The sequence below is a fragment of the Bradyrhizobium sp. genome, from assembly GCF_022844465.1.
In the GTDB taxonomy this organism is placed as follows: domain Bacteria; phylum Pseudomonadota; class Alphaproteobacteria; order Rhizobiales; family Xanthobacteraceae; genus Bradyrhizobium.
This window is the reverse complement of the sequence record NZ_JALHLP010000003.1, coordinates 65,308-87,559: the sequence shown is the minus strand read 5'-3', so window position 1 is coordinate 87,559 and position 22,252 is coordinate 65,308. Positions and strand designations below refer to the sequence as shown.

At 63.4% G+C, this 22,252-nt stretch carries 19 protein-coding genes; 12 read left to right on the top strand and 7 right to left on the bottom strand.

Features of this window, described 5'->3' with window-relative positions; translation table 11 throughout:
- Positions 1-5 precede the first annotated feature (5 nt).
- From Q0D31_RS08550 to Q0D31_RS08540, 3 genes are read right to left on the bottom strand one after another with little or no spacing between them, the layout of a single operon-like run.
- The gene (locus Q0D31_RS08550) at positions 6-899 is read right to left on the bottom strand and encodes a branched-chain amino acid ABC transporter permease (RefSeq protein WP_291848408.1); all 894 of its coding nucleotides are present in this window, start codon (positions 897-899) and stop codon (positions 6-8) included.
- On the bottom strand, positions 896-2,827 hold the full coding sequence (locus tag Q0D31_RS08545) for a long-chain fatty acid--CoA ligase (RefSeq protein ID WP_291848405.1): 1,932 nt from the start codon (positions 2,825-2,827) through the stop codon (positions 896-898). Before Q0D31_RS08545 ends, Q0D31_RS08550 begins: the two co-directional genes overlap by 4 nt.
- Positions 2,824-3,645 (bottom strand): ABC transporter ATP-binding protein, encoded by an 822-nt coding sequence (locus Q0D31_RS08540; protein ID WP_291848402.1) that lies wholly within the window; start codon positions 3,643-3,645, stop codon positions 2,824-2,826. Before Q0D31_RS08540 ends, Q0D31_RS08545 begins: the two co-directional genes overlap by 4 nt.
- A 312-nt stretch (positions 3,646-3,957) precedes the next feature.
- Here Q0D31_RS08540 and Q0D31_RS08535 point away from each other — a divergent pair, with 312 nt between their 5' ends.
- Together Q0D31_RS08535 and Q0D31_RS08530 are read left to right on the top strand one after the other, a co-directional pair.
- Entirely contained in the window at positions 3,958-4,632 is a 675-nt protein-coding gene (locus Q0D31_RS08535; RefSeq protein ID WP_291849170.1) for a Crp/Fnr family transcriptional regulator, read from the top strand.
- Positions 4,633-4,866: 234 nt separating this feature from the next.
- Positions 4,867-5,847 carry a tripartite tricarboxylate transporter substrate binding protein gene (locus Q0D31_RS08530; protein WP_291848399.1) on the top strand — a complete coding sequence of 327 codons (981 nt, stop codon included), beginning with the start codon at positions 4,867-4,869 and terminating at the stop codon, positions 5,845-5,847.
- Positions 5,848-5,862: 15 nt separating this feature from the next.
- Here Q0D31_RS08530 and Q0D31_RS08525 read toward each other — a convergent pair whose 3' ends face one another.
- From Q0D31_RS08525 to Q0D31_RS08515, 3 genes are all read right to left on the bottom strand, one after another.
- A complete protein-coding gene (locus Q0D31_RS08525; protein ID WP_291848396.1) occupies positions 5,863-6,759 on the bottom strand; it encodes an AraC family transcriptional regulator in 897 nt (298 codons plus the stop codon).
- Between the two features lie 338 nt (positions 6,760-7,097).
- A complete protein-coding gene (locus Q0D31_RS08520) occupies positions 7,098-7,943 on the bottom strand; it encodes a uroporphyrinogen-III synthase (protein ID WP_291848393.1) in 846 nt (281 codons plus the stop codon).
- Positions 7,944-8,121: 178 nt separating this feature from the next.
- Positions 8,122-8,400 carry a hypothetical protein gene (locus tag Q0D31_RS08515; RefSeq protein WP_291848390.1) on the bottom strand — a complete coding sequence of 93 codons (279 nt, stop codon included), beginning with the start codon at positions 8,398-8,400 and terminating at the stop codon, positions 8,122-8,124.
- 319 nt (positions 8,401-8,719) lie between these two features.
- Here Q0D31_RS08515 and Q0D31_RS08510 point away from each other — a divergent pair, with 319 nt between their 5' ends.
- From Q0D31_RS08510 to Q0D31_RS08465, 10 genes are all read left to right on the top strand, one after another.
- Positions 8,720-9,892 (top strand): ABC transporter substrate-binding protein, encoded by a 1,173-nt coding sequence (locus Q0D31_RS08510; RefSeq protein ID WP_291848388.1) that lies wholly within the window; start codon positions 8,720-8,722, stop codon positions 9,890-9,892.
- 133 nt (positions 9,893-10,025) lie between these two features.
- Positions 10,026-10,895 (top strand): branched-chain amino acid ABC transporter permease, encoded by an 870-nt coding sequence (locus Q0D31_RS08505; RefSeq protein WP_291848385.1) that lies wholly within the window; start codon positions 10,026-10,028, stop codon positions 10,893-10,895.
- Between the two features lie 7 nt (positions 10,896-10,902).
- Complete coding sequence (locus Q0D31_RS08500) at positions 10,903-11,934, top strand: branched-chain amino acid ABC transporter permease (RefSeq protein WP_291848382.1); 1,032 nt, start codon at positions 10,903-10,905, stop codon at positions 11,932-11,934.
- Positions 11,931-12,683, top strand: a complete 753-nt coding sequence (locus tag Q0D31_RS08495; protein ID WP_291848379.1) for an ABC transporter ATP-binding protein — start codon at positions 11,931-11,933, stop codon at positions 12,681-12,683. The genes Q0D31_RS08500 and Q0D31_RS08495 overlap by 4 nt, the downstream gene beginning before the upstream one ends.
- On the top strand, positions 12,676-13,398 hold the full coding sequence (locus Q0D31_RS08490) for an ABC transporter ATP-binding protein (RefSeq protein ID WP_291848377.1): 723 nt from the start codon (positions 12,676-12,678) through the stop codon (positions 13,396-13,398). The genes Q0D31_RS08495 and Q0D31_RS08490 overlap by 8 nt, the downstream gene beginning before the upstream one ends.
- A 15-nt stretch (positions 13,399-13,413) precedes the next feature.
- A complete protein-coding gene (locus Q0D31_RS08485) occupies positions 13,414-14,532 on the top strand; it encodes a cobalamin-independent methionine synthase II family protein (protein ID WP_291848375.1) in 1,119 nt (372 codons plus the stop codon).
- Between the two features lie 75 nt (positions 14,533-14,607).
- Positions 14,608-15,963, top strand: a complete 1,356-nt coding sequence (locus Q0D31_RS08480; protein WP_291848371.1) for a hypothetical protein — start codon at positions 14,608-14,610, stop codon at positions 15,961-15,963.
- A 60-nt stretch (positions 15,964-16,023) separates the two neighbouring features.
- Positions 16,024-17,220 carry a methionine adenosyltransferase gene (metK, locus tag Q0D31_RS08475; RefSeq protein ID WP_291848367.1) on the top strand — a complete coding sequence of 399 codons (1,197 nt, stop codon included), beginning with the start codon at positions 16,024-16,026 and terminating at the stop codon, positions 17,218-17,220.
- 120 nt (positions 17,221-17,340) lie between these two features.
- On the top strand, positions 17,341-18,771 hold the full coding sequence (ahcY, locus tag Q0D31_RS08470) for an adenosylhomocysteinase (RefSeq protein WP_291848364.1): 1,431 nt from the start codon (positions 17,341-17,343) through the stop codon (positions 18,769-18,771).
- 222 nt (positions 18,772-18,993) lie between these two features.
- The gene (locus tag Q0D31_RS08465) at positions 18,994-20,454 is read left to right on the top strand and encodes an NAD(P)/FAD-dependent oxidoreductase (protein WP_291848361.1); all 1,461 of its coding nucleotides are present in this window, start codon (positions 18,994-18,996) and stop codon (positions 20,452-20,454) included.
- A 1,073-nt stretch (positions 20,455-21,527) separates the two neighbouring features.
- On the opposite strand, the gene Q0D31_RS08460 is transcribed toward Q0D31_RS08465, so the two are convergent.
- Complete coding sequence (locus Q0D31_RS08460) at positions 21,528-22,229, bottom strand: fumarylacetoacetate hydrolase family protein (RefSeq protein WP_291848358.1); 702 nt, start codon at positions 22,227-22,229, stop codon at positions 21,528-21,530.
- Positions 22,230-22,252 lie beyond the last annotated feature (23 nt).

Here is a 22,252-nt window from a genome sequence, read left to right as displayed (position 1 = left end):
ATTGGTTACACCCGCTCGATGTCTTTGGTGCCGAACAGGCCGTACGGCTTGATCATCAGGATGATGATGAGCGCGTAGAACGGCGCGATTTCGTAGAGATTGCCCCAATGCAGGTACTCGCTGTCGAGAAAGTGCGCAAAGTTCTCCAGAAGGCCGATGATGATGCCGCCCAGGACCGCGCCGCCGACGCTGTCGAGGCCGCCCAGGATCGCCGCCGGAAACACCTTGACGCCGTAGGCGGACAAGCCTGCCGAAACGCCGTTGACGACGGCCACCACCACGCCCGCAACCGCCGAAACCGTCGCCGAGATCGCCCAGGCCATCGCAAACACGCTTTTCACGGAAATGCCGAGCGACTGCGCCACCTGCTGGTTGAACGCGGTTGCGCGCATGGCAAGACCGTATTTGGAGAGGCGGAAGAACCAAGCCATCCCGACCATCATCGCCAGCGATACGGCGAGACTCATCAGGTAGACGGTCTGGACCTGCAATCCGAGGATATTGATATTCTGGGTTTCGAAGATGCGCGGGAACGGCTGCAGGTTGACGCCGAACATCCATTTCATCAGCGCGGAAAACACCGTCGAGAGCGCGATCGTCACCATGATCACCGAGATGATCGGCTCGCCGATCATCGGGCGCAGGATGACGATCTGGATGGCGATGCCGAACAGGAACATGAAGACTAGCGTGATCGGCATGCCCAGATAGAACGGCACCTGGTACTTGGTGAGCAGCCACCAGCACACCCAGGCGCCGACCAGCAGCAGTTCGCCCTGCGCGAAGTTCACCACCTGCGTCGCCTTGTAGATCAGCACGAACGACATCGCGACCACGCCGTAGAGCGTGCCGACCACGAGGCCGTTGATCAGCAGCTGGATCAGAAGCTGGGTGTTCATTCCGCGGCCTCTGCCATCGGCGCGTCACCGCCGAGATCGACCACTCTGAGCGTGGTGCGGATTCGCTGGGTGGTGCCATCCTGGAAACGGATCACGGTGTCGACCGGGATTTCGCTCGCGCCGTCGTAAATCGCGTCGATAATGCCGGCGTACTTCTCGTTGATGACGCTGCGGCGGACCTTGCGGGTCCGGGTCAGTTCGCCGTCGTCGGCGTCGAGTTCCTTGTAAAGCAGCAGGAAGCGGGAAATGCGCTGCGCCGGCGGCAGCGTGGCGTTGACGCCTTCGACCTCCTTGCGCAAAAGCGCGTAAACTTCCGGGCGCGAGGCGAGGTCGGTATAAGTCGTGAACGAGATCCGGTTTTTTTCCGCCCATTTCGAGATGATGGAATAGCGAATGCAGATCATCGCCGCCAGCCTGTCGCGGCCGGCGCCGAGCACCACCGTCTCGGCGATGTAGGGTGAGAACTTCAGCTTGTTCTCGACATATTGCGGCGAGAAGCGTTCGCCGAGGGAGGTTTCGGCGAGATCCTTGATGCGGTCGATGACCACGAGCTGACGCTGGCTGTTGAAGTACCCAGCGTCGCCGGAGTGCATCCAGCCGTCCTGGACGTCGGCGGTAGAGGCTTCCGGATTCTTGTAGTAGCCCAGGAACATGTTGGGATGACGTACGACGATCTCGCCGACGCCGTTGATATCGGGATTGTCGATGCGGATCTGGACGTCATCCGCCATCGGCACGCCGGTCGTATCGGGATCGACCTTGCCGAGGGGATGCAGCGTGTAGGCGCCGAGCAATTCGGTCTGGCCGTAGAGAGTGCGCAGCGGCACGCCCATCGCCTGGAAGAACTTGAAGGTATCCGGCCCGAGCGCGGCACCTCCGGTTGCGGCCGAGCGCAGCCGGGTGAAGCCGAGCCTGTCGCGCAACGCGCGAAACAGCAACTGGTCGGCGAGCATCGAATGCCTGCCCCGCGCCAGCGACGAAAGCCCCGCCTTCATGCCGATGTCGTAGAGCCTCTGCTTCAGCGGCGAGGAGTCCATCACGCCGGCGCGAACGTCGGCGGCGATCGATTCCCAGACCCGCGGCGCGAACAGCACGAAGGTCGGCGCGATCTCGCGGAAATCGTGCATCATGGTTTCGGGCTCTTCGACGAAATTGATCTTCATCCGGCAGAGCAGCCCTTTGCCGAGCACGTAGACCTGCTCCATGATCCAGGGAAGCGGCAGCACCGAGACGTACTCGTCGTCTGGCCCCTTGGGGTCAAAGGCGAGATAGCTCGCGCAATGCCGCAGCACCCGCCCGGCCGCCAGCATCGCCAGCTTGGGGTGGGCCGTGGTGCCCGAGGTGGTGCAGAGGATCGCGACGTCCTCGCCGCGGCTCGCATCGACCAGCCGGTCGTAGAGGCCAGGCTCGCGCGCGGCGCGGTCGCGACCGAGGCTGGCGAGCTTGTCGGCTGCCATCAGCCGCGGATCGCGGTATTTTCGCATGCCGCGCGGATCGGAATAGACGATATGCCGGAGGTTGGGCGCGCGATCGGCGAGCGCGAGCAGCTTGTCGACCTGCTCCTCGTCCTCGGCGAACACCAGTTTGGCCTCGCCGTAACTGAGCAGGTAGGCCGCTTCCTCGTCCAGCACGTCGCGATAAAGGCCAAGGCTCATGCCGCCGATGGCGTGGGTGGCGATTTCCGCAGCGACCCAGTCCGGCCGGTTGTCGCCGATGATGCCGACGACGTCGCCGCGTCCGATGCCGAGTTCGAGCATGCCGAGGGCGAAGTCATTGACGCGGCGCTGGTAGTCGTTCCAGGTAAAGACGCGCCACAGCCCGAGGTCCTTTTCGCGCAACGCGATTTCGCGGCCGTGCTGTTTCGCGTTGAGCCGCAACAGCTTCGGAAACGTGTCGGCTTCCGCGGCGCGTCCGGCGTAATCCATCATGCCACGCTCTCCGCGGGCGCCGGGGTATCGTCCGGATCGACTAGAACGTCGTCCTCTTCGCCGAGATAGGCGCGCTTGACGTGGGGATTGGCCAGCACCGCGGCCGGATCGCCTTCGGCGATCTTGCGGCCGAAATCCAGCACCATCACGCGGTGGGAAATGTCCATCACCACGCCCATGTCGTGCTCAATCATCACGACTGTCATGCCGAACTCTTCGTTGAGATCGACGACGTAGCGCGCCATGTCCTCCTTTTCCTCGAAGTTCATGCCGGCCATCGGTTCGTCGAGCAGGATCAGTTGCGGCTCCAGCGCCATCGCGCGCGCAAGTTCGACGCGCTTGCGCAAGCCGTAGGGCAGGGTGCCGGCGGTCGCCTTGCGCACCGGCTGCAGGTCGAGGAAATCGATGATCTCCTCCACCTTGCGGCGATGCGCCAGTTCCTCGCGCCGGGCGCCGGTCAGCCAGTACAGCGAGCCGGTGATGAAATTGTTCTTCAGCAGGTGGTGCCGCCCGACCATGATGTTGTCGAGCACGCTCATGTGGTGGAACAGCGCCAGATTCTGGAAGGTGCGGCCGATGCCGAGCGAGGCGCGGGTGTTCGGGTTGAGCCCGGTGATATCCTTGTCGCCATAAAACAGCCGGCCTTCGGTCGGCTTGTAGCGGCCCGAAATGCAATTGACGATCGAGGTCTTGCCGGCGCCGTTCGGGCCGATGATCGAGAACAATTCGCCCTTGTTGACGCCGAAGCTGACCTCGGTCAGCGCTCGGACGCCGCCAAAGCGCAGCGACACATCGCGCACCTCCAACGTGTAGGCCACTCGTCTCCTCCAGATGCGGCGCCTGAACAGCGCTCTCTATCTATCTTCCGCAACCGCAGCCGCGATCCTACATCGGCGCCAAGGGGTTAGCCATCCGACTAACGATACCGAACAACACCCGGCCTCATGCGCGGTAACGCCCCACCCCGTCATCGTGCCAGTGGCCACGCGTGCCGAAGGTGGTCCTCTCCATAAGGGAATGCGATAGTTTGAAATGTCTTTTGCTGGACAATTCACCGGGGAATTTTTAGAGGCAACACGGTTGGTGCAGTGCAGCACGACAACCATGGGGACGCGACGGTCGATGCGATCATGATTGCTGCGGATGACCTCAAGCGCATCGCGGCCTGGTCGCGCGAGCTGAACGATCGGGAAATCGAGGTCGCCCGTGCCGGGATCGTCGAGAAATCCTACGCCGCCGACGCTTACATTTTCATGCGCGGCGACGACTTCGACTACTGGACCGGCATTGTCACGGGGCTGGCCCGGATGGGCACCGTGTCCCGCGGCGGCAAGGCGGCGAGTTTCGCCGGCCTGACGGCCGGCGCCTGGTTCGGCGAAGGCTCGGTGCTCAAGAGCGAAGCGCGCCGCTACGACGTGGTGGCCTTGCGTGACACTCGGCTCGCGCTGATGGACCGCAGCACCTTCTTCTGGTTGTTCGAGAACAGCGTCGCCTTCAACCGCTTTCTGGTCAGGCAGCTCAACGAGCGGCTCGGCCAGTTCATCGGGGCCTTGGAATATGGCCGCACACTCGATGCCACGGGCCGGCTTGCCCGTTCCATCGCCTCGCTGTTCAACCCCATTCTCTATCCGGACCTGACCCGCCATCTCGAAATCACACAGGAGGAAATAGGAGCGCTGTCAGGCATTTCCCGGCAGAACGCCAACCAGTGCCTGAAGCGGCTGGAGAAGCAGGGTTTGCTACGGCTCGAATATGGCGGCGTCACCATCATCGACCTCGAACGGCTGCGCCACTATGGCGAGTAGGGCCGCGCGCAACCTTCGCTACCAACCCGGTTAGTGGAGGGCGGCGGCCGGCATATGAGTCTGGTGTTCGGCTTGGCGGCGCGAAGCCTCACCCGTGTCGACATGAGAAAACCGCCTCTAGATTCCTGATCTAATGCGCTTTCTTGACCCCAACCGGTTTCCACTTTGCGCGAAAGCGCTTTAGGATGCGCACGCCGCAGGGCGATTGCCAGTGCAGGCTTTGGGAGAGGAAGCATGAAGAAGGTCCAGCGCCGTCAGTTCTTGCAGCTCGTTGCCGGGGCTGCCGCGGTCCCGGCCACCTCGGGAATCGCACGCGCGCAGGGCTACCCGGCGCGGGCGGTGCGCCTCGTGATCGGTTACACGCCCGGCGGCTCGGCGGATCTCACGGCGCGGTTGATGGGGCAGTGGCTTTCGGAAAAGCTCGGGCAATCGTTCATCATTGAGAACCGGCCCGGCGGCGGCACCAACATTGCCACGGAGCAGGTGCTGCGCGGCGCGCCGGACGGCTACACCCTGCTGCTGGTGGCGCCGGCCAACGCCATCAACGTCACGCTTTACGACAAGCTCAATTTCGATTTCATGCGCGAGATGGAGCCGATCGCGGGCATCATTCGCTTTCCCAACGTGGTGGTGGTGCATCCTTCGCTGCCGGTCACGTCGATCCCGGAACTGATCGCCTACGCCAAGGCCAACCCCGGCAAGCTCAACATGGCGTCTTCCGGCAACGGATCCACGATCCACATGTCCGGTGAATTGTTCAAGATGCTCACCGGCACCAACATGCTGCACGTGCCCTATCGGGGTGGCGCGCCCGCGCTGACCGATCTGCTTTCCGGCCAGATGCACGTCATGTTCGACAATATTCCCACCTGCGCCGAGCACGTCAAATCCGGCAGGCTTCGCGGGCTGGCGGTCACCAGCACGACACGATCGGAAGTGCTGCCGGACCTGCCGGTTGTCGCCGACTTCCTGCCCGGATACGAGGCCAGCGCCTGGTACGGCATTGCCGCGCCGAAAAATACGCCAGCTGAAATTGTCGGCACGCTCAACAAGGCGATCAATGAAATCCTTGCCGACCCCAAGGCCAAGGCGCGCTTTGCGGAGATCGGCGCCATCCTGCTGCCGGGTTCGCCCGCCGACTTCGGAAAGCTGGTGGCGGAGGAAACCGAAAAATGGGGCAAGGTGGTGAAGTTCGCGGGCGCCAAAGTGGACTAGTTCAAGACCTCGGCGCTATCGGCGCGCTCCGGAAATGGTTTGCGAGGGCAGTTCGCCGAACGCGTCGCGGTAGTCTCTCGCGAAATGACCCACGCTCAGGAAGTTGCATTTGAAAGCGGTGGCCGTCACGCTCACGTCGGGATCGCCAGACAGCAGCATCTCCCGCGCGCGCTTGAGGCGAACCATCTTGACGAACGCCTTCGGCGAATAACCGCGGCTGCGCTCGAACGCCCTGAAAATGGCCCGCGAGCTCACGCCGGCTTCTTCAACGAGGCGTTCGATGGTCAGGGCATCCTGCCAGTTGGCCTCGATGAACTCCTCGATCCGGCGGACGGTGCCGCATGCCGGAGCGCTCGCCTGATTTCGCAATAGATCGCTGAAGGGATGGCGCGTCGCCCACAGAAAGCTGATCTGCACCGCCTGCTCAAGTTCATGGCGCGCCGCCGCCGGCAATCCGCACGCTGACGAGTCCAGCTGTTGCGCGAGGAAGTGAACAAGCTGGGAAAGGCTTCGCGTGTAGGGGTCGTCGGCGTTGATCGTGCTTCCAAACGTCAACTCCCCTTTCGGCTTGGCGCCAAGAAGGCTGGTCAATTTCTGCAACAGCGCCCGCTGGTTCAGCCGAAGCGTAAGGCGCTGATGTCCCGCATCGCAAACTGTTCGCGAGCAGACGCCTGACGGGGTGATTGCAAGCTGGCGTTCGTTCACCTCGCTTGTAACGCCCTGCGCCGACGCCGTCGCGCTGCCCTTGAGAGCGATTTGAAGGCGAGTGTAGTCGGCCTCGGAATGGTCGATCGCCAAGTCGGCGGTTGTCGCGCAAAAAGCCAGATCGATCTTCGGGAGCTGAACAAGATTTGCCCGCGCCTCGAAACGATCGACGTTCTTAAGCTCTATCCTTGTCGCGCCGAACGTCATCGATCCGAAATATCTCAGTTCTTCGGGATCGGAGGTTCTGAAGACGGGAAAATGGCTGAGTAGGTCTGACGCGACTTCAGGCATGATGGTTGACTAAAGAATCCGGCAAGAGGTTGAGGGATTGCTGCGTTGACCTTTCACCTCTGCCGGATGATTCCTGTCACGACTGCTCGATGATTCATGACATGCTCTGTTCGGGTTTGAAACCGACATCGGCTGGCTCCCGTAGTCTTACGGAGTCGATCCGGCAACAGGAATGGTTCGTCCGATCGTGGTGCAAGGCCGCGATGGCTGGCCAGGACTCAAGGCTGCCGCTGCGCTGAATGCGCCGCTTGTTATCAGGCCCTCGCCGCCGAGCGCGGCGGGCTTTTCGAGAGTGCGTCAGCCATCGCCGATATCAGCGGCCGCATGAAGAATGCATTCTCGGCCGGATAGATGTCGGTGCGCAAGCCGTGGGACGCAAGCTCGTCGGATACCGCCGGCCCGACCGAGGCGATCGCGGTGCGCTCGAATCCCTGGCGCAACCTTTGTTCGCAACCGCGCGCCCGCGCGACCTCGATGAGACGGCGAACCTGGCCGAGGTTGGTCAGCGCGATGGCGTCGATGCGACCGTCGGCCATCTCGTCGATCGCGGTGACGATATTGGCGTCGGCTGCTTGCGCGTCATACGCATAGGGCAGCACGGTATCGATCTCGGCGCCCTGTGCCCGGATCGCCCCGATCAGGACGCCGTGGTCCTTGTCCGGGTAAAGCTGCAGGCCAAGGCGATGGCCGCGGATATCGAGCCGCGACAGCATCTCGGCGACGCCATCGGATGTCGGCTTCTCCGCCGTCATCTGCGGCTCCAGTCCGATTTCGCGTAGCGCCCGACCAGGCTTCGGGCCGCGGGCGAATTTGCGCGTCTGGCCGAGCGCGGCGACGAAGGCCGCTTCGACGCCAACGCGCCGCACCACTTTCATCAACCGGCGCAGCCCTTCGCCGGTCAGCAGCACCAGATCATCGAAGGGTTGTTCGATGCAGCGCCTGATCCAGTCTTCGACCGGCGCCGGGTCGGAAACGTCGTTGATGGTGAACATCGGACATTGCAGCACGTCGGCGCCCTGCTCGGAGAGCAGGCGGGAAAACTGCGCTTCCTCGCGCGTTTCCAGGATCAGGATGCGGTAGCCGTGCAATCTGTCAGCCATGATCGTGCCCCGGCGCAGGCCGCGCTTGCTTCCATCTGACTCCGGTTTCGGAATTGGCGCAAGCGAGCGCAGGACAACAAGATCTTGTGGGCGCTGGCGCGCCCCATACGGTATCATCAGATCGCGTTATTCTCAGCGGCCGCAAGACCGTGGCATCCATGGATTGACGCGCCAGGGTCTACCGAATGGATTCCTGTGAGGAGGGTGCCGGGCGGGCATCCGCGCCGCGCTCGGCAGCCGGCAACCGGCGCTGGCGCTCGCGTTCCCGCATGTACTCGTCATACTTTTCGGTTCCAGGCCGCGGCGGAGCATCCGCCGGTAGGCCGCCGGCCCAGACCGGAATGATGTCGCTGACGCCAGCCGCCATCCTTTCGTTGATGGTTCCGCAACCGCTCACGCCGAAGCACGTCAGCACAATGGCAAATAAGGCGGCGATTGAACGGGTTCGGATCGGCATGGGCAGGGTCGGGGTTCCAGGCTGGCAGGGTGATTGAATTACGGCGCGCCGCAATAGCCGGTTGCGGCGACGACCCTAGCTGCCAAACGAAAAGATTGGCTTATAGGAAGTGCGCGGTATCATTGCACCAGGATTTGATGAGACCATAGGCCCGATAGTGGCGGCCCGCGTCACCTGGCTGATGCCTGGAATGCGTTCCACCTTCGCTGGGCGATGGTCACCATGTCGCGCGCTACAAGGCCAATAAAACTGGGCTATGGTGAAAATAAGGGCCGGAGACTCGGCCCAAGGCGAAGGCCGATCAGGGGGGATGACGTCCATGTCTATTCGAAGTCTGACAATACTGGCCGCAGGAGCTTATGCCGCAATGCTGGGGGTCATGCCGGCGCATGCCCAGGAAACCGTCAAGATCGGTCTGATCTTGCCGATGACCGGCGGCCAAGCCTCGACCGGCAGGCAGATCGACAACGCGGTCAAACTCTACATGCAGCAAAACGGCGACACCGTCGCCGGCAGGAAGATCGAAATCATCCTGAAGGACGACGCGGCGGTTCCCGATAACACCAAGCGTCTCGCGCAGGAGTTGATCGTCAACGACAAGGTGAGCTTGATCGCGGGCTTCGGCGTGACGCCGGCAGCCCTTGCCGCCGCGCCGCTGGCGACGCAGGCCAAAATTCCCCAGATCGTCATGGCGGCGGGCACCTCGATCATCACCGAGCGTTCGCCCTACATCGTGCGCACCTCCTTCACGCTGGCGCAATCGTCGACCATCATCGGCGACTGGGCCGCGAAGAACGGCATCAAGAAGGTCGCGACGCTGACTTCCGACTATGCGCCCGGCAACGACGCGCTCAACTTCTTCAAGCAGAATTTCACCGCCGGCGGCGGTGAGATCGTCGAAGAGGTCAAGGTGCCGCTGCAGAATCCGGATTTCGCGCCGTTCCTGCAGCGCATGAAGGATGCCAGGCCCGATGCGATGTTCGTGTTCGTGCCGGCAGGCCAGGGCGGCAACTTCATGAAGCAATATGCCGAGCGCGGGCTCGACAAGTCAGGCATCCGGGTGATCGGCCCGGGCGACGTGATGGACGACGACCTGCTCAACGGCATGGGCGACGCGGCGCTCGGCACGGTGACGGCGCATCTCTATTCGGCCGCGCATCCCTCGGCCGCGAACAGGGAGTTCGTCGCCGCCTACAAGAAGGCCTTCAACGCCCGCCCAGGCTTCATGGCGGTCGGCGGCTATGACGGCATCCGCCTGATCTACGAGGCGCTGAAGAAAACCGGCGGCAAGACCGATGGCGACGCGCTGGTCGAGGCCATGAAGGGCATGAAGTGGGAAAGCCCGCGGGGTCCGATCTCGATCGATCCGGAAACCCGCGACATCGTCCAGAACATCTACATCCGCAAGGTCGAGCGGGTCGACGGCGAACTCTACAATGTCGAGTTCGCGACCTTCGAGGCGGTAAAGGATTCCGGCAAGACCAGGAAGTGACGGCGAAGCCGTCATTCCGGAGCGCATCGAAGAAGCGAATCCGGAATCTCGCGATTGCTGCAAAAGATTCCGGATTCAGCGCTGCGCGTTGCCCCGGAATGACGGCCTCTGAACGTCTTTCGGTACCTATCCCATGACCACGCTGTTCACGATCCTGTTTGACGGCGTCGCCTACGGCATGCTGCTGTTCGTGCTCGCCTGCGGGCTGGCGGTGACGCTCGGACTGATGAACTTCGTCAACCTCGCCCATGGCGCCTTCGCCATGACCGGCGGCTATGTCTGCGCCGTTCTGGTCAACCAGTCCGGCTGGCCGTTCTTTGCGGCGTTGCCGCTGGCGTTTGTCGCCAGCGCGCTGATCGGCGCGGTGCTGGAACGCGCGCTGTACCGCCATCTCTACGCGCGCAGCCACCTCGATCAGGTGCTGTTCTCGGTCGGCCTCGTGTTCATGTCGGTGGCGGCGGTCGATTACATCATGGGATCGTCACGCATCTTCATCAAGTTGCCGGCGGCACTGGAGGGCCAACTCGATTTCTTCGGCGTCGGCATCGGCCGCTACCGGTTGATGATCATCGTGATCTGCGGCCTGCTGACGCTGGCGCTGCAATTGATTCTGGCGCGCACGCGATTTGGCAGCCGCCTGCGCGCCGCCGTTGACGATCCCCGCGCCGCTAGCGGCCTCGGCATCAACGTCCCGCAGGTCTTCGCCCTGACTTTTGCCTTCGGATGCGGTCTTGCGGGGCTCGGCGGCGCGCTCAGCGCCGAAATTCTCGGGCTGGATCCGTATTTTCCGCTGAAGTTCATGATCTACTTCCTGATCGTGGTCACGGTCGGCGGTTCCTCCAGCATCACCGGGCCGTTCCTCGCCTCGCTGCTGCTCGGCATCGGCGACGTCGCCGGCAAGTATTACGTGCCGAAGATGGGACCGTTCGTCATCTATACCCTTATGATCGTCCTCCTGATCTGGCGTCCGAACGGCCTGTTCGGCCGCACGGTCGCGCGTTGAACCGGCGATGACCGCAGTCTCCGAGGTCTCATCCCGCGCCATCGCCCGCGCCCGCTGGCGTCCGGCCGAGATCGCGTTCTGGATTCTCGTGGCTTGCTGCGCGTTCCTGTTTCCGTCCCGCTACCTGATCATGACCGATATCGTGCGGCTGGCCCTGTTTGCGCTGTCGCTCGACCTGATCCTCGGTTACGCTGGCATCGTTTCGCTGGGGCATGCGGCCTTCTTCGGCGTCGGCGCCTATTCGGCCGGGTTGATGGCGCTGCACGGCATCATCACCGAGCCTGTCATCGCGCTGGTGGTGGCCGGCCTCGTCGCCATGGTGCTGGGCTTCCTGACCAGCTTTCTGGTCATTCGCGGCGTCGACCTGACCCGGCTGATGGTGACGCTTGGCATCGCGCTGTTGCTGGAGGCGCTGGCGGAACGGTTCTCCAACATCACCGGCGGCAGCGACGGGCTGCAGGGCATCGAGATGGCGCCGATTCTCGGGCTGTTTGCGTTCGACATGTACGGCAAGACCGGATTCTTCTACTCGTTGATCGTGTTGTTCCTGCTGTTCCTGCTGGCGCGCCGGATCGTCCATTCGCCGTTCGGCCTGTCGTTGCGCGCGATCAGGAACAACCCCTTGAGGGCGTCGGCGATCGGCGTTCCGGTCGATCGCCGGCTGATCGCGGTCTACACGGTGGCGGCGTTTTACGCCGGCATTGCCGGCGCGCTGTTCACCCAGACTACGGCGCTGGCGTCGCTCGACGTGTTCTCGTTCGAGCGCTCGGCCGACCTGATGCTGGTGCTGGTGATCGGGGGCACCGGCTATCTCTATGGCGGGCTGATCGGCGCAGTCGTATTCAAGATGCTGCAGGAGGTTTTCTCGACGATCACGCCGCAATACTGGCAGTTCTGGATCGGCCTCGTGCTGGTGGTGATCGTGCTGGTCGGTCGCGACCGCATGCATCGCTGGGCGCTGTGGTTGCCGAACCTCGTGATCCGGCAGGTCGCCGGGCGCAAGGCCGTCGTTGCCGTTCCCAAGAGCGATGCGCCATGACGATCGCGCTCGAAACAACCGGCCTGGAAAAGTCCTTCGGCGGCCTGCGGGTTGCGCGTGCGCTGTCGCTCAGGGTGGAGCAGGGCGCCCGCCATGCCCTGATCGGGCCGAACGGCGCCGGCAAGACCACGGTCATCAATCTCCTGACCGGCGTGCTGAAGCCAAACGCCGGACGGATCCTGCTCGAAGGCCATGACATCACCGACCTTCCGGTTCACGCGCGGGTGCTGCGCGGGCTCTCGCGCACCTTCCAGATCAACCAGCTCTATGCCGACCTGACCCCGCTCGAAACCGTCGGCCTTGCGGTTTCCGAACGGCTCGGCCGCGGCGGCGACTGGTGGCGGCGGATGGGCACGCTCGACGACGTCAATCGGGAGACCGCGGAGGTGCTGGCGAGCTTTCGCCTGCTCGAGGTGATGAACGAGCGCACTGCGACGCTTCCCTACGGCAAGCAGCGCCTGCTCGAGATCGCGGTTGCGATCGCGACCAGGCCGCGCGTGCTGTTGCTCGACGAACCCGCCGCCGGCGTGCCCGCCGGCGAACGCCACGATATTCTGGCGGCGGTCGCGGCATTGCCGCGCGACGTCACGGTGCTGCTGATCGAGCACGACATGGATCTGGTGTTCGCGTTCGCCGACCGTATCTCGGTGCTCGTCAACGGCGCCATGCTGGTGGAGGGGCCGCCGGCCGAGGTCGCAAGGGATCCTCGGGTCAAGGCGGTCTATCTCGGCGAGGCCGCCGATGCCTGATCTTCTCGTCATCGACGGTTTGCGCGCCGGTTACGGCGAAGCCGTGGTGCTGCCCTCGATGTCGCTGACGCTGCGTGAAGGAGAAGTGCTGGCGCTGCTCGGGCGCAACGGCACCGGCAAGACCACGCTGATCAATTCGATCGTCGGCCTCACTAGGCGTTTTGGCGGCACGCTTGCGCTCGGCGGCGTGGACATTACCGCGATGCGGCCGGACCAGCGGGCGCGGGCCGGGATCGGCTGGGTGCCGCAGGAGCGCAACATCTTCCGCTCCCTGACGGTGGAGGAAAACATGACGGCGGTGGCCCGCCCGGGTCCCCTGACCGTCGAAAAAATCTACAGGATGTTCCCGCGGCTGCGCGAGCGCCGCCACCATTTCGGCAACCAGCTTTCCGGCGGCGAGCAGCAGATGCTGGCGATCGGCCGTGCGCTCACCCTCAATCCCCGGGTGCTGCTGCTCGACGAGCCGACCGAGGGGCTGGCGCCCATCATCGTCGAGGAGTTGCTGCGGGCGCTTGGCGCCATCACCCGCACCGGCGGCATCTGCGCGATCATCGTCGAGCAGAACGCGCAAAAGATTCTGGGGCTGGCCGATCGCGTTGTGATATTGGAACGCGGCGCTATTGTGCATGATGCGGCGAGCCTGACGCTGAAAGTTGATCCGGCGGTGCTCGAACGCTATCTGGGCGTATCCGGCGCGGCCGCGCACCAGGGTTGATTTGGGAGTAGATAGATGCAGAGAACCAAGCCCCCGTTCCGCGCCGACGAGGTCGGCAGTCTGCTGCGGCCGCCGCGCATCAAGGAGGCGCGCGCCAGGCTGGCGAAGGGCGAGATCAAGCCTGCCGATCTGCGCAAGGCCGAAGACCTCGAAATCGAAAAGGTCGTGCACAAGCAATCCTCGATCGGCCTGAAACTGGCGACCGACGGCGAGTTCCGCCGCTCGTGGTGGCATTTCGACTTTCTCGCCAAACTCACCGGCTGCGAACTCTACCACCCCGAGCACGGTATCCAATTCGCGGGCGTCCAGACCCGGCATGACGCCGTCCGCGTGATCGGCAAGCTCGACTTCCCCGACGATCATCCGATGCTGGATCACTTCCGCTTCCTGAAGAAGCATGCCGACATCGCCCACGTCACGCCGAAGATGACGATTCCGTCGCCCGCGGTGCTGCATTTCCGCGGCGGACGCAATTCGATCTCGAGGGAAATCTATCCCGACCTCGATGCATTCTTCCTCGATCTCGGCAAGACCTATCGCAAGGTGGTGAAGGCGTTCTACGACGCCGGCTGCCGCTATTTGCAGTTCGACGACACGGTATGGGCCTATCTCTGCTCGCAGGAGGAGTTGCAGAAGGCGCGCGAGCGCGGCGACAATCCCGATGGGCTGCAGGAAATCTACGCGCGCGTCATCAACTACGCGCTGGCCGAGCGTCCGGCCGACATGGTGGTCACCACCCATGTCTGCCGCGGCAATTTCCGCTCGACCTGGATCTCCTCCGGCGGCTACGAGCCGGTGGCCGAGACCATGCTGGCCGGCACCAACTATGACGGCTATTTCCTCGAATACGATTCCGACCGCGCCGGCGGCTTCGAGCCGCTGCGGTACCTGCCGAAGGGGAACAAGATCGTGGTGGTCGGCGTCATCACCTCCAAATTCGGCGAGCTCGAAAGCAAGGATGACATCAAGCGCCGGCTGGAGGAGGCCGCCCGGTTCGTCCCGCTCGACCAGCTCGCGGTTTCCCCGCAATGCGGCTTTGCTTCCACCGAGGAGGGAAATGTCCTGTCCGAGGAAGAGCAGTGGGCCAAGCTGCGCCTCGCGGTGGAGGTCGCGAGCGAGGTGTGGGGCAAATAGCGCCGCTGTGACTTCCTTGCCATCGTCGCTGCGGCCCACCGGCGTCTCCCGAACCCTTCCGGAATTTCTGGCCCGATGAAGAACGACCAGATCCTCAGCCAGATTTCCGAGTTCTGCCGCCAGGCCGACATGGCGGAGACGACGTTCGGCCGCCGGGTCGTCAACGACGGCAAGCTGGTGCATCGGCTGCGCGAGGGCAAACGCATCACCGTCGACACGCTGGACCGCATCCAGGCCTATATCGCGGCATCGACGCCGGGCGGGTTGCCGCCGCCGCGCGGCCGCGAGCCGCCGCCCGAGCAGCGCGACCCCCGCGGCAATTTCCGCTTCTTCGAGAACCGGCAGAAATACCTGCTGTTCGTCCACACCTGCAGCGAGAAGCGGGTGATTGCCGAGCGGGTGGCGCTGGAATTGTCCAGCCTGCACCCGCGCCCGCCCGCGCTTCGGGTGTTCGACGCCGGCGTCGGCGACGGCACGGTGCTGGCGCGGGTGATGCGGGCGATGCACGGCCGCTTTCCGCACATGCCGTTTTACATTGCCGGCAAGGAACTCAGCCTGGAGGACGTCCGGCTGACGCTCGACAAGGTGGCGGACCGCCTGTTCGAGCACCCCGCGACCGTGTTCGTGCTGACCAACATGTACTACGCCGAGGCGCCCTGGCTGACGCCGATCTCGCCGGCGGCAGCGGCGGGCATGATCTGGCACGAGGTCGCCTTGCGGGGGGCCTCCGCGGGCGAGTTCGAGGCCCAGATCGCCGAACTCGGGCCGTTTCTGGCGCAGAACTGGCGCGCCAATGTCAGCCCAAAATCGGGCATGCCGATCTATGAACGGCCGGCAGCGCTGGTGCTGTACCGGGAAGACCACCGATTCCTGCTTGATTCGATCATCCCGCGGGCCGGCCGGACCGAGGCCAATTTCGACCTGGTGATCGCCTCGCAGCCCTACCGGGCCAAATCCTCTGTGAATTTCCGCGCCAAGCGGATCATTGCACCGCTGGCCCGGGCGCTGCGGGCCGGGGGCCGTCTGATCGGAATTCACTCCCACGGCCGGGATCCGGGCCTCGAAATCATCCAGGCGGTGTGGCCCGGAGAAAATCCTTTCGCTGTGAGCCGTCATGAGCTATTGCGCGCGGTGAAATATGAGCTGGGGTCGGCCGGGCGCGACCTTAACTTTAATGCCTACGCCGATAACCGTTCGATCTTTCGTTATGATATGGAAGCGCTGCCCAACGAGGTCACCGGCCAGATCGGAACTTCGACGGCTTTTGCGGCTTGGAACGCGGCGGTGTATGTCGCCCAGATCGAAGACGACCGGTTGACGGAAATGACTGATAACGGCCGAACCCTCGATGCCACCCGAGAGGTTCTGCGCAAGCATAATGGGCTCTGGTTTTACGACGAATCCTACGTCATTTCGCGCCGTCGCGACTGACATTCCGGGATACACAACACAGAAAGCCGCCGGGATTCGGCGGGAGCAAGAGGTTGGTTGATGCGCGCGTCCTATCTGTTCACCAGCGAATCGGTTTCCGAGGGCCACCCGGACAAGGTTTGCGACCGGATTTCCGACGAGATCGTCGATTTGTTTTTCCGGGAGGGTCCCAAGGCCGGGATCGACCCGTGGGCGATCCGCGCCGCCTGCGAAACGCTGGCCACCACCAACAAGGTCGTGATCGCCGGTGAAACCCGCGGACCCAAATCCGTTACCAACGACCAGATCGAGAGCGTCGTGCGCGCCGCGATCAAGGACATCGGTTACGAGCAGGAAGGCTTTCACTGGCAGAAGGCCGACATCGAAATCCTGCTGCACCCGCAATCCGCCGATATCGCGCAGGGCGTCGATGCGCTGCAGCCGGGTACCAACAAGGAAGAGGGCGCGGGCGACCAGGGCATCATGTTCGGCTACGCCACCAATGAAACGCCGGACCTGATGCCGGCGCCGCTGTTCTATGCCCACAAGATCCTGCGGCTGATCTCGGAGGCGCGTCACGCCGGCAAGGAGAAGGTGCTGGGTCCGGACTCCAAGAGCCAGGTCACCGTGCAGTATGAGAACGGCAGGCCGGTCGCCGTGCGTGAAATCGTGGTTTCGCATCAACACCTCGTCGAGGACATGACCTCGAACCAGGTGCGCGAGCGGGTCGAGCCCTATGTGCGCCAGGCGCTGCCGGAAGGCTGGATCAACGGCAAGACGGTCTGGCACATCAACCCGACCGGCAAATTCTACATCGGCGGTCCCGATGGCGACGCCGGCCTGACCGGCCGCAAGATCATCGTCGACACCTATGGCGGCGCGGCCCCGCATGGCGGCGGCGCGTTTTCCGGCAAGGACCCGACCAAGGTGGACCGTTCGGCGGCCTACGCCGCGCGCTATGTCGCCAAGAACATCGTCGCTGCCGGCTTCGCCGATCGCTGCACGCTGCAGCTGGCCTACGCGATCGGCGTGGCGCGGCCGCTGTCGATCTACATCGACACCCACGGCACCGGAAAAGTGCCGGAGGAAAAGCTTGAGGTCGCCGTGGCCGAGGCGATGGACCTGACGCCGCGCGGCATCCGCAAGCATCTCGATCTGAACAAGCCGATCTACGCGCGGACCTCGTCCTACGGTCATTTTGGCCGCACCCCGGACAAGGACGGCGGATTCAGCTGGGAAAAAACCGACCTGATCGACGCGCTGAAACGCGCGGTCTAATTTCGCCGTCATTCCGGGCTGCGCCGCACGGCGCAGACCCGGAATCTCGAACTTCTGGATTCCGGGTTCGCTCGTTTCACTCGCGCCCCGGAATGACACCGTTGGACATAGGAACCTCACATGACCGCCGCCGCCAAGAAGCCCGCCTTTACCGACTACATCGTCAAGGATATTTCGCTCGCTGAATTCGGCCGCAAGGAAATCTCGCTGGCCGAAACCGAAATGCCGGGCCTGATGGCCACGCGCGAGGAGTACGGTCCGAAGCAGCCCTTGAAGGGCGCCCGCATCGCCGGCTCGCTGCACATGACGATCCAGACCGCGGTCCTGATCGAGACGCTGGCCGCGCTTGGCGCCGACATCCGCTGGGTCTCGTGCAACATCTATTCGACCCAGGACCACGCCGCCGCGGCGATCGCGGCCGCCGGCATTCCGGTGTTCGCGGTGAAGGGCGAGACGCTCGCCGAATACTGGGACTACACCGCAAAACTGTTCGACTGGCACGGCGGCGGCACGCCCAACATGATCCTCGATGACGGCGGCGACGCCACCATGCTGGTGCATCACGGCCTGCGCGCCGAGCAGGGCGATGTCAAATTCCTCGACCAGCCCGGTTCGGAGGAGGAAGAGGTGTTCTTCGCGCTGATCAAGCGGCTGCTCAAGGAAAAGCCGAAGGGCTACTTCGCCGAGATCGCCAAAAACATCAAGGGCGTCTCCGAAGAGACCACCACCGGCGTGCACCGGCTCTACCAGATGGAAAAGGAAGGCAAGCTGCTGTTCCCCGCCATCAACGTCAACGACAGCGTCACCAAATCGAAGTTCGACAACCTCTATGGCTGCCGCGAGTCGCTGGTCGACGGCATCCGCCGCGGCACCGACGTGATGATGTCCGGCAAGGTCGCGATGGTCGCGGGCTTCGGCGACGTCGGCAAGGGCTCGGCCGCCTCGCTGCGCCAGGCCGGCTGCCGCGTCATGGTCTCCGAGGTCGATCCGATCTGCGCGCTGCAGGCGGCGATGGAAGGCTATGAAGTCACGACCATGGAGGACGCCGCCCCTCGCGCCGACATCTTCGTCACCGCGACAGGCAACAAGGACATCATCACCATCGAGCACATGCGCGCGATGAAGGATCGCGCCATCGTCTGCAACATCGGCCATTTCGACAACGAGATCCAGATCGCGGGCCTTCGCAATCTGAAATGGAACAACATCAAGCCGCAGGTCGACGAGATCGAATTCCCCGACAAGCACCGCATCATCCTGCTGTCGGAAGGCCGGCTGGTGAATCTCGGCAACGCCATGGGCCATCCCTCGTTCGTGATGTCGGCCTCCTTCACCAACCAGACGTTGGCCCAGATCGAACTGTGGGCCAACAACAAGGGCGGCAAGTACCAGAAGAAGGTCTACGTGCTGCCGAAGTCGCTGGACGAGAAGGTGGCGCGGCTGCATCTCGCCAAGATCGGCGTCAAGCTGACCGAACTGCGCCCCGACCAGGCCGAGTATATCGGGGTCAAGCCGGAAGGCCCGTTCAAGTCGGACCAGTATCGGTACTGAGCGCAAATCCTCCCGCTCGGACGCCTTCAATTTCGTCATGCCCGGGCTTGTCTCGCCTGCGGGGCCGAAACCCCTTCGGCGAGGCGAAGGCCCGGGCATCAACGTCTCTAGAGTTGGCGTAAGCAGAGGACGTCGATGGCCGGGCATGGGCGAGCGGAAGCGACGCCGTCCTTGACGGCTATGCCCGGCCTGACGACAGTTGCGGAAACTTGGGAGCCGGTCATGTCCAGCGAACATTTCGACGTCGTCATCGTCGGCGCGGGCCTGTCCGGCATTGGCGCCGGCTATCACCTGCAGCAGAAATGTCCGGGCAAAAGCTATGTGATCCTCGAGGGCCGCGACGCCATCGGCGGCACCTGGGACCTGTTCCGCTATCCCGGCGTCCGCTCCGATAGCGACATGTACACGCTCGGCTATTCGTTCCGACCCTGGACCGAGCCGAAGGCGATCGCCGACGGGCCGCGGATCCTGAACTATGTACGGGAGACCGCGGTCGACAACGGCATCGACAGGAAGATTCGCTTCCATCATCGCGTCAAGCGGGCGTCGTGGTCCTCGGCCGACGCGCGCTGGACGGTGGAGGCCGAACGCAGCACCGGCGAAGGCGCGACCGAGATCGCGAGCTTCACCTGCAATTTCCTGTTCATGTGTTCGGGCTATTACAAATACGAGGAAGGCTACACGCCGGAATTTCCCGGCTCGGCGGATTTCGCCGGCCGCATCGTGCATCCGCAGCAATGGCCTGAGGACCTCGACTACGCCGGCAAGCGCGTGGTGGTGATCGGCTCGGGCGCGACCGCGGTGACGCTGGTGCCGGCGATGGCCAAGACCGCGGCTGATGTCACCATGCTGCAGCGCTCGCCGACCTATGTGGTGGCGCGGCCGGCGGAGGATGCGCTCGCCAACAAGCTGCGCCAGAATCTCTCGGCCAAGCTCGCCTATCACCTCATCCGCTGGCGGAACGTGCTGCTCGGCATGTATTTCTTCCAGCTCTGCCGGCGCAAGCCGGATCGCGCCAAACAACTCATCATCGGCGGCGTCAAGATGGCGCTGGGACCGGAGTTCGACGTCGGCAAGCATTTCACACCGCGCTACAATCCCTGGGAGCAGCGGCTGTGCCTGGTGCCGGACGGCGACCTGTTCAAGTCGATCCGCGACCGGCGCGCCTCGGTCGTCACCAGCGAGATCGACACTTTCACCAGAAGCGGCATCAAGCTCAGGGACGGCAGCGAGCTCGAAGCCGACATCATCGTCACCGCCACCGGGCTGAACCTGCAGGTGCTCGGCGGCCTCGAAGTCGTCGTCGACGGCCGCGCGGTCGATTTCGCGCGAACGCTGAACTACAAGGGCATGATGTATTCGGACATCCCGAACATGGCCTCGGCGTTCGGCTACACCAACGCATCCTGGACGCTGAAATGCGACCTGACCTGCGAATATGTCTGCCGCCTGATCAACTACATGGACCGGCACGGCTACCGGCAATGCATGCCGCACAATGTCGATCCTGAAGTGACCGAACTGCCGTCGCTGGATTTTTCCTCCGGCTACGTGCAGCGCTCGATCGCGAAATTGCCCAAGCAGGGCTCGAAGCGACCGTGGCGACTGTACCAGAACTACGTCCTCGACATCGTCTCGCTGCGTTACGGCAAGGTTGATGACGGGGTGATGCGGTATTCGTGAGCGGGTCCGGCATCGCCGCGAGGATTGCTTCGTAGCTTCGCTCTTCGCAATGGCGATGGACATGGCTTCGCAATCTCGCGGCTCAACAGTTCGCAAGATGGGTGGAGCGCAGCGATACCCATCGTCGCTTGGGTCGGTCGTGATGGGTATCGCTGCGCTCCACCCATCCTACGCTGCTGAATATGCGTTGGATTGTCATTCCCCGCGAAGGCGGGGTATCCAGTACGCTGCAGCCTATCCACGTCTTTGCGAGCGCAGCGAAGCAATCCATTTTTTCTTTGCGCCGCGAGATGGATTGCTTCGCTCCGCTCGCAATGACGGTAGACATGGTTTCGCGTTCTCGCGGCTTGTTACGCCCGAGGTTTGCTGTGGTTGAACCTTGTCTCCCCCGAAACAGAGGGAGCAGGGAATGCCGGGTGCTTGCTGCACCCGCGGTCTCGTGTGCAATGGTGGTAGAAGAGGCGCACACGAGCATACAGGTACAGCCGGGGCACGCCGGCATTCCCTGCGCAATGGGTTGACGGCTTATGGCGTACTCTCCCTGGAGACGAATTCGTCTTGCCTCCATCGCCGGCGAATTGACGATCGCGAAAAGCCCGGTCGGGCTCTCGCAATCTCCGCCGGCTTGACACCAGCCACGGGTTGCCAGGACCACACGCTTTTGCCGTACGCAAGCCATCACCGTTCGTATCGCGCGCTCGAAGAATCGCTCACGGAAAGTCCGCCCTGCGATCCCTTCGCGCGCCGGCGCTGCCCGCGTCCACCGCATCCCTTCCCACGTTCGTGACGACGCGCGATCGCCCCTCTTGCCGGGAAGAGACCAGCGGCTTATAGATCAATTCGGATTATCAGAAAAGCCAATTATTTTTCGCGCGGGGGCTGGACGGGTTTTTGCTGATTTGCCCGTCGGGTCAGAATGTCACAGCACGCGCGAAAGAAGTAGCGGGGCCTGCTGAAGTCGCGCGAGCGACAAGTTCGATGCTTGTTCGCTACCAAGATACAATCGTCCATTGAACGAAAAAGCCCCGGATCACGTCCGGGGCTTTGCATTCGCTGACGGCTCGCGGCCAGCGCTATTCCGGCTTGCCGATGCTCACCTTCAACGTGCCGATGCCGTCGACGCCGCATTCGATCTGGTCGCCGGGGTTGAGCTGGGAGACGCCGGCCGGCGTGCCCGTCATGATGATGTCGCCGGCGGCGAGTTTCACCTGCTGCGAGAGCTGCCAGATGATCTCGGGCACATTCCAGATCAGCTCGGTGAGATCGCCCTTCTGGGTTTCCTTGCCGTTGACGGCAAGCCAGATCCTGCCCTTGGCGGGATGGCCGATCTTCGCGGCCGGCTGGATCGCCGAGCAGGGCGCGGAGTGGTCGAACGACTTGCCGATCTCCCACGGCCGTTCCTTCTTGCGCGAGGCGATCTGCAGGTCGCGGCGGGTGAGGTCGATGCCGACAGCGTAGCCATAGACGTGATCGAGCGCCTTGTCGGCCGGGATGTTGAGGCCGCCGCTCTTCATGGCGACGACCAGCTCGACCTCGTGATGCAGATCCTTGGTCAGCGGCGGGTAGGGGATGGTGGCGCCGTCGGGCACCAGCATGTCGGCGTGCTTGGCGAAGAAGAACGGCGGCGCGCGCTCGTCATTGCCCATCTCCCTGATGTGCTCGAGATAGTTGCGCCCGACGCACCAGATGCGGCGAACCGGATAGGATTTGCTCTCGCCGACGACGGGGAGCGAGGCTTGCGGGAATGCGGGAATGACGTAGGAGGCTGCGGTCATGAAAAGGGGTCTCGACGGGTTGT

What these genes read in the sequence shown, in the direction of transcription:
- Q0D31_RS08515 (WP_291848390.1), bottom strand. Translation starts at nt 8,400, where the DNA reads ATGCCGATCCGAACCCGTTCAATCGCCGCCTTATTTGCCATTGTGCTG.
- Q0D31_RS08480 (WP_291848371.1), top strand. Translation starts at nt 14,608, where the DNA reads ATGAAGAACGACCAGATCCTCAGCCAGATTTCCGAGTTCTGCCGCCAG.
- Q0D31_RS08485 (WP_291848375.1), top strand. Translation starts at nt 13,414, where the DNA reads ATGCAGAGAACCAAGCCCCCGTTCCGCGCCGACGAGGTCGGCAGTCTG.
- Q0D31_RS08550 (WP_291848408.1), bottom strand. Translation starts at nt 899, where the DNA reads ATGAACACCCAGCTTCTGATCCAGCTGCTGATCAACGGCCTCGTGGTC.
- metK (WP_291848367.1), top strand. Translation starts at nt 16,024, where the DNA reads ATGCGCGCGTCCTATCTGTTCACCAGCGAATCGGTTTCCGAGGGCCAC.
- Q0D31_RS08490 (WP_291848377.1), top strand. Translation starts at nt 12,676, where the DNA reads ATGCCTGATCTTCTCGTCATCGACGGTTTGCGCGCCGGTTACGGCGAA.
- Q0D31_RS08535 (WP_291849170.1), top strand. Translation starts at nt 3,958, where the DNA reads ATGATTGCTGCGGATGACCTCAAGCGCATCGCGGCCTGGTCGCGCGAG.
- Q0D31_RS08530 (WP_291848399.1), top strand. Translation starts at nt 4,867, where the DNA reads ATGAAGAAGGTCCAGCGCCGTCAGTTCTTGCAGCTCGTTGCCGGGGCT.
- Q0D31_RS08460 (WP_291848358.1), bottom strand. Translation starts at nt 22,229, where the DNA reads ATGACCGCAGCCTCCTACGTCATTCCCGCATTCCCGCAAGCCTCGCTC.
- Q0D31_RS08545 (WP_291848405.1), bottom strand. Translation starts at nt 2,827, where the DNA reads ATGATGGATTACGCCGGACGCGCCGCGGAAGCCGACACGTTTCCGAAG.
- Q0D31_RS08505 (WP_291848385.1), top strand. Translation starts at nt 10,026, where the DNA reads ATGACCACGCTGTTCACGATCCTGTTTGACGGCGTCGCCTACGGCATG.
- Q0D31_RS08525 (WP_291848396.1), bottom strand. Translation starts at nt 6,759, where the DNA reads ATGACGTTCGGCGCGACAAGGATAGAGCTTAAGAACGTCGATCGTTTC.
- Q0D31_RS08520 (WP_291848393.1), bottom strand. Translation starts at nt 7,943, where the DNA reads ATGGCTGACAGATTGCACGGCTACCGCATCCTGATCCTGGAAACGCGC.
- ahcY (WP_291848364.1), top strand. Translation starts at nt 17,341, where the DNA reads ATGACCGCCGCCGCCAAGAAGCCCGCCTTTACCGACTACATCGTCAAG.
- Q0D31_RS08500 (WP_291848382.1), top strand. Translation starts at nt 10,903, where the DNA reads ATGACCGCAGTCTCCGAGGTCTCATCCCGCGCCATCGCCCGCGCCCGC.
- Q0D31_RS08510 (WP_291848388.1), top strand. Translation starts at nt 8,720, where the DNA reads ATGTCTATTCGAAGTCTGACAATACTGGCCGCAGGAGCTTATGCCGCA.
- Q0D31_RS08465 (WP_291848361.1), top strand. Translation starts at nt 18,994, where the DNA reads ATGTCCAGCGAACATTTCGACGTCGTCATCGTCGGCGCGGGCCTGTCC.
- Q0D31_RS08495 (WP_291848379.1), top strand. Translation starts at nt 11,931, where the DNA reads ATGACGATCGCGCTCGAAACAACCGGCCTGGAAAAGTCCTTCGGCGGC.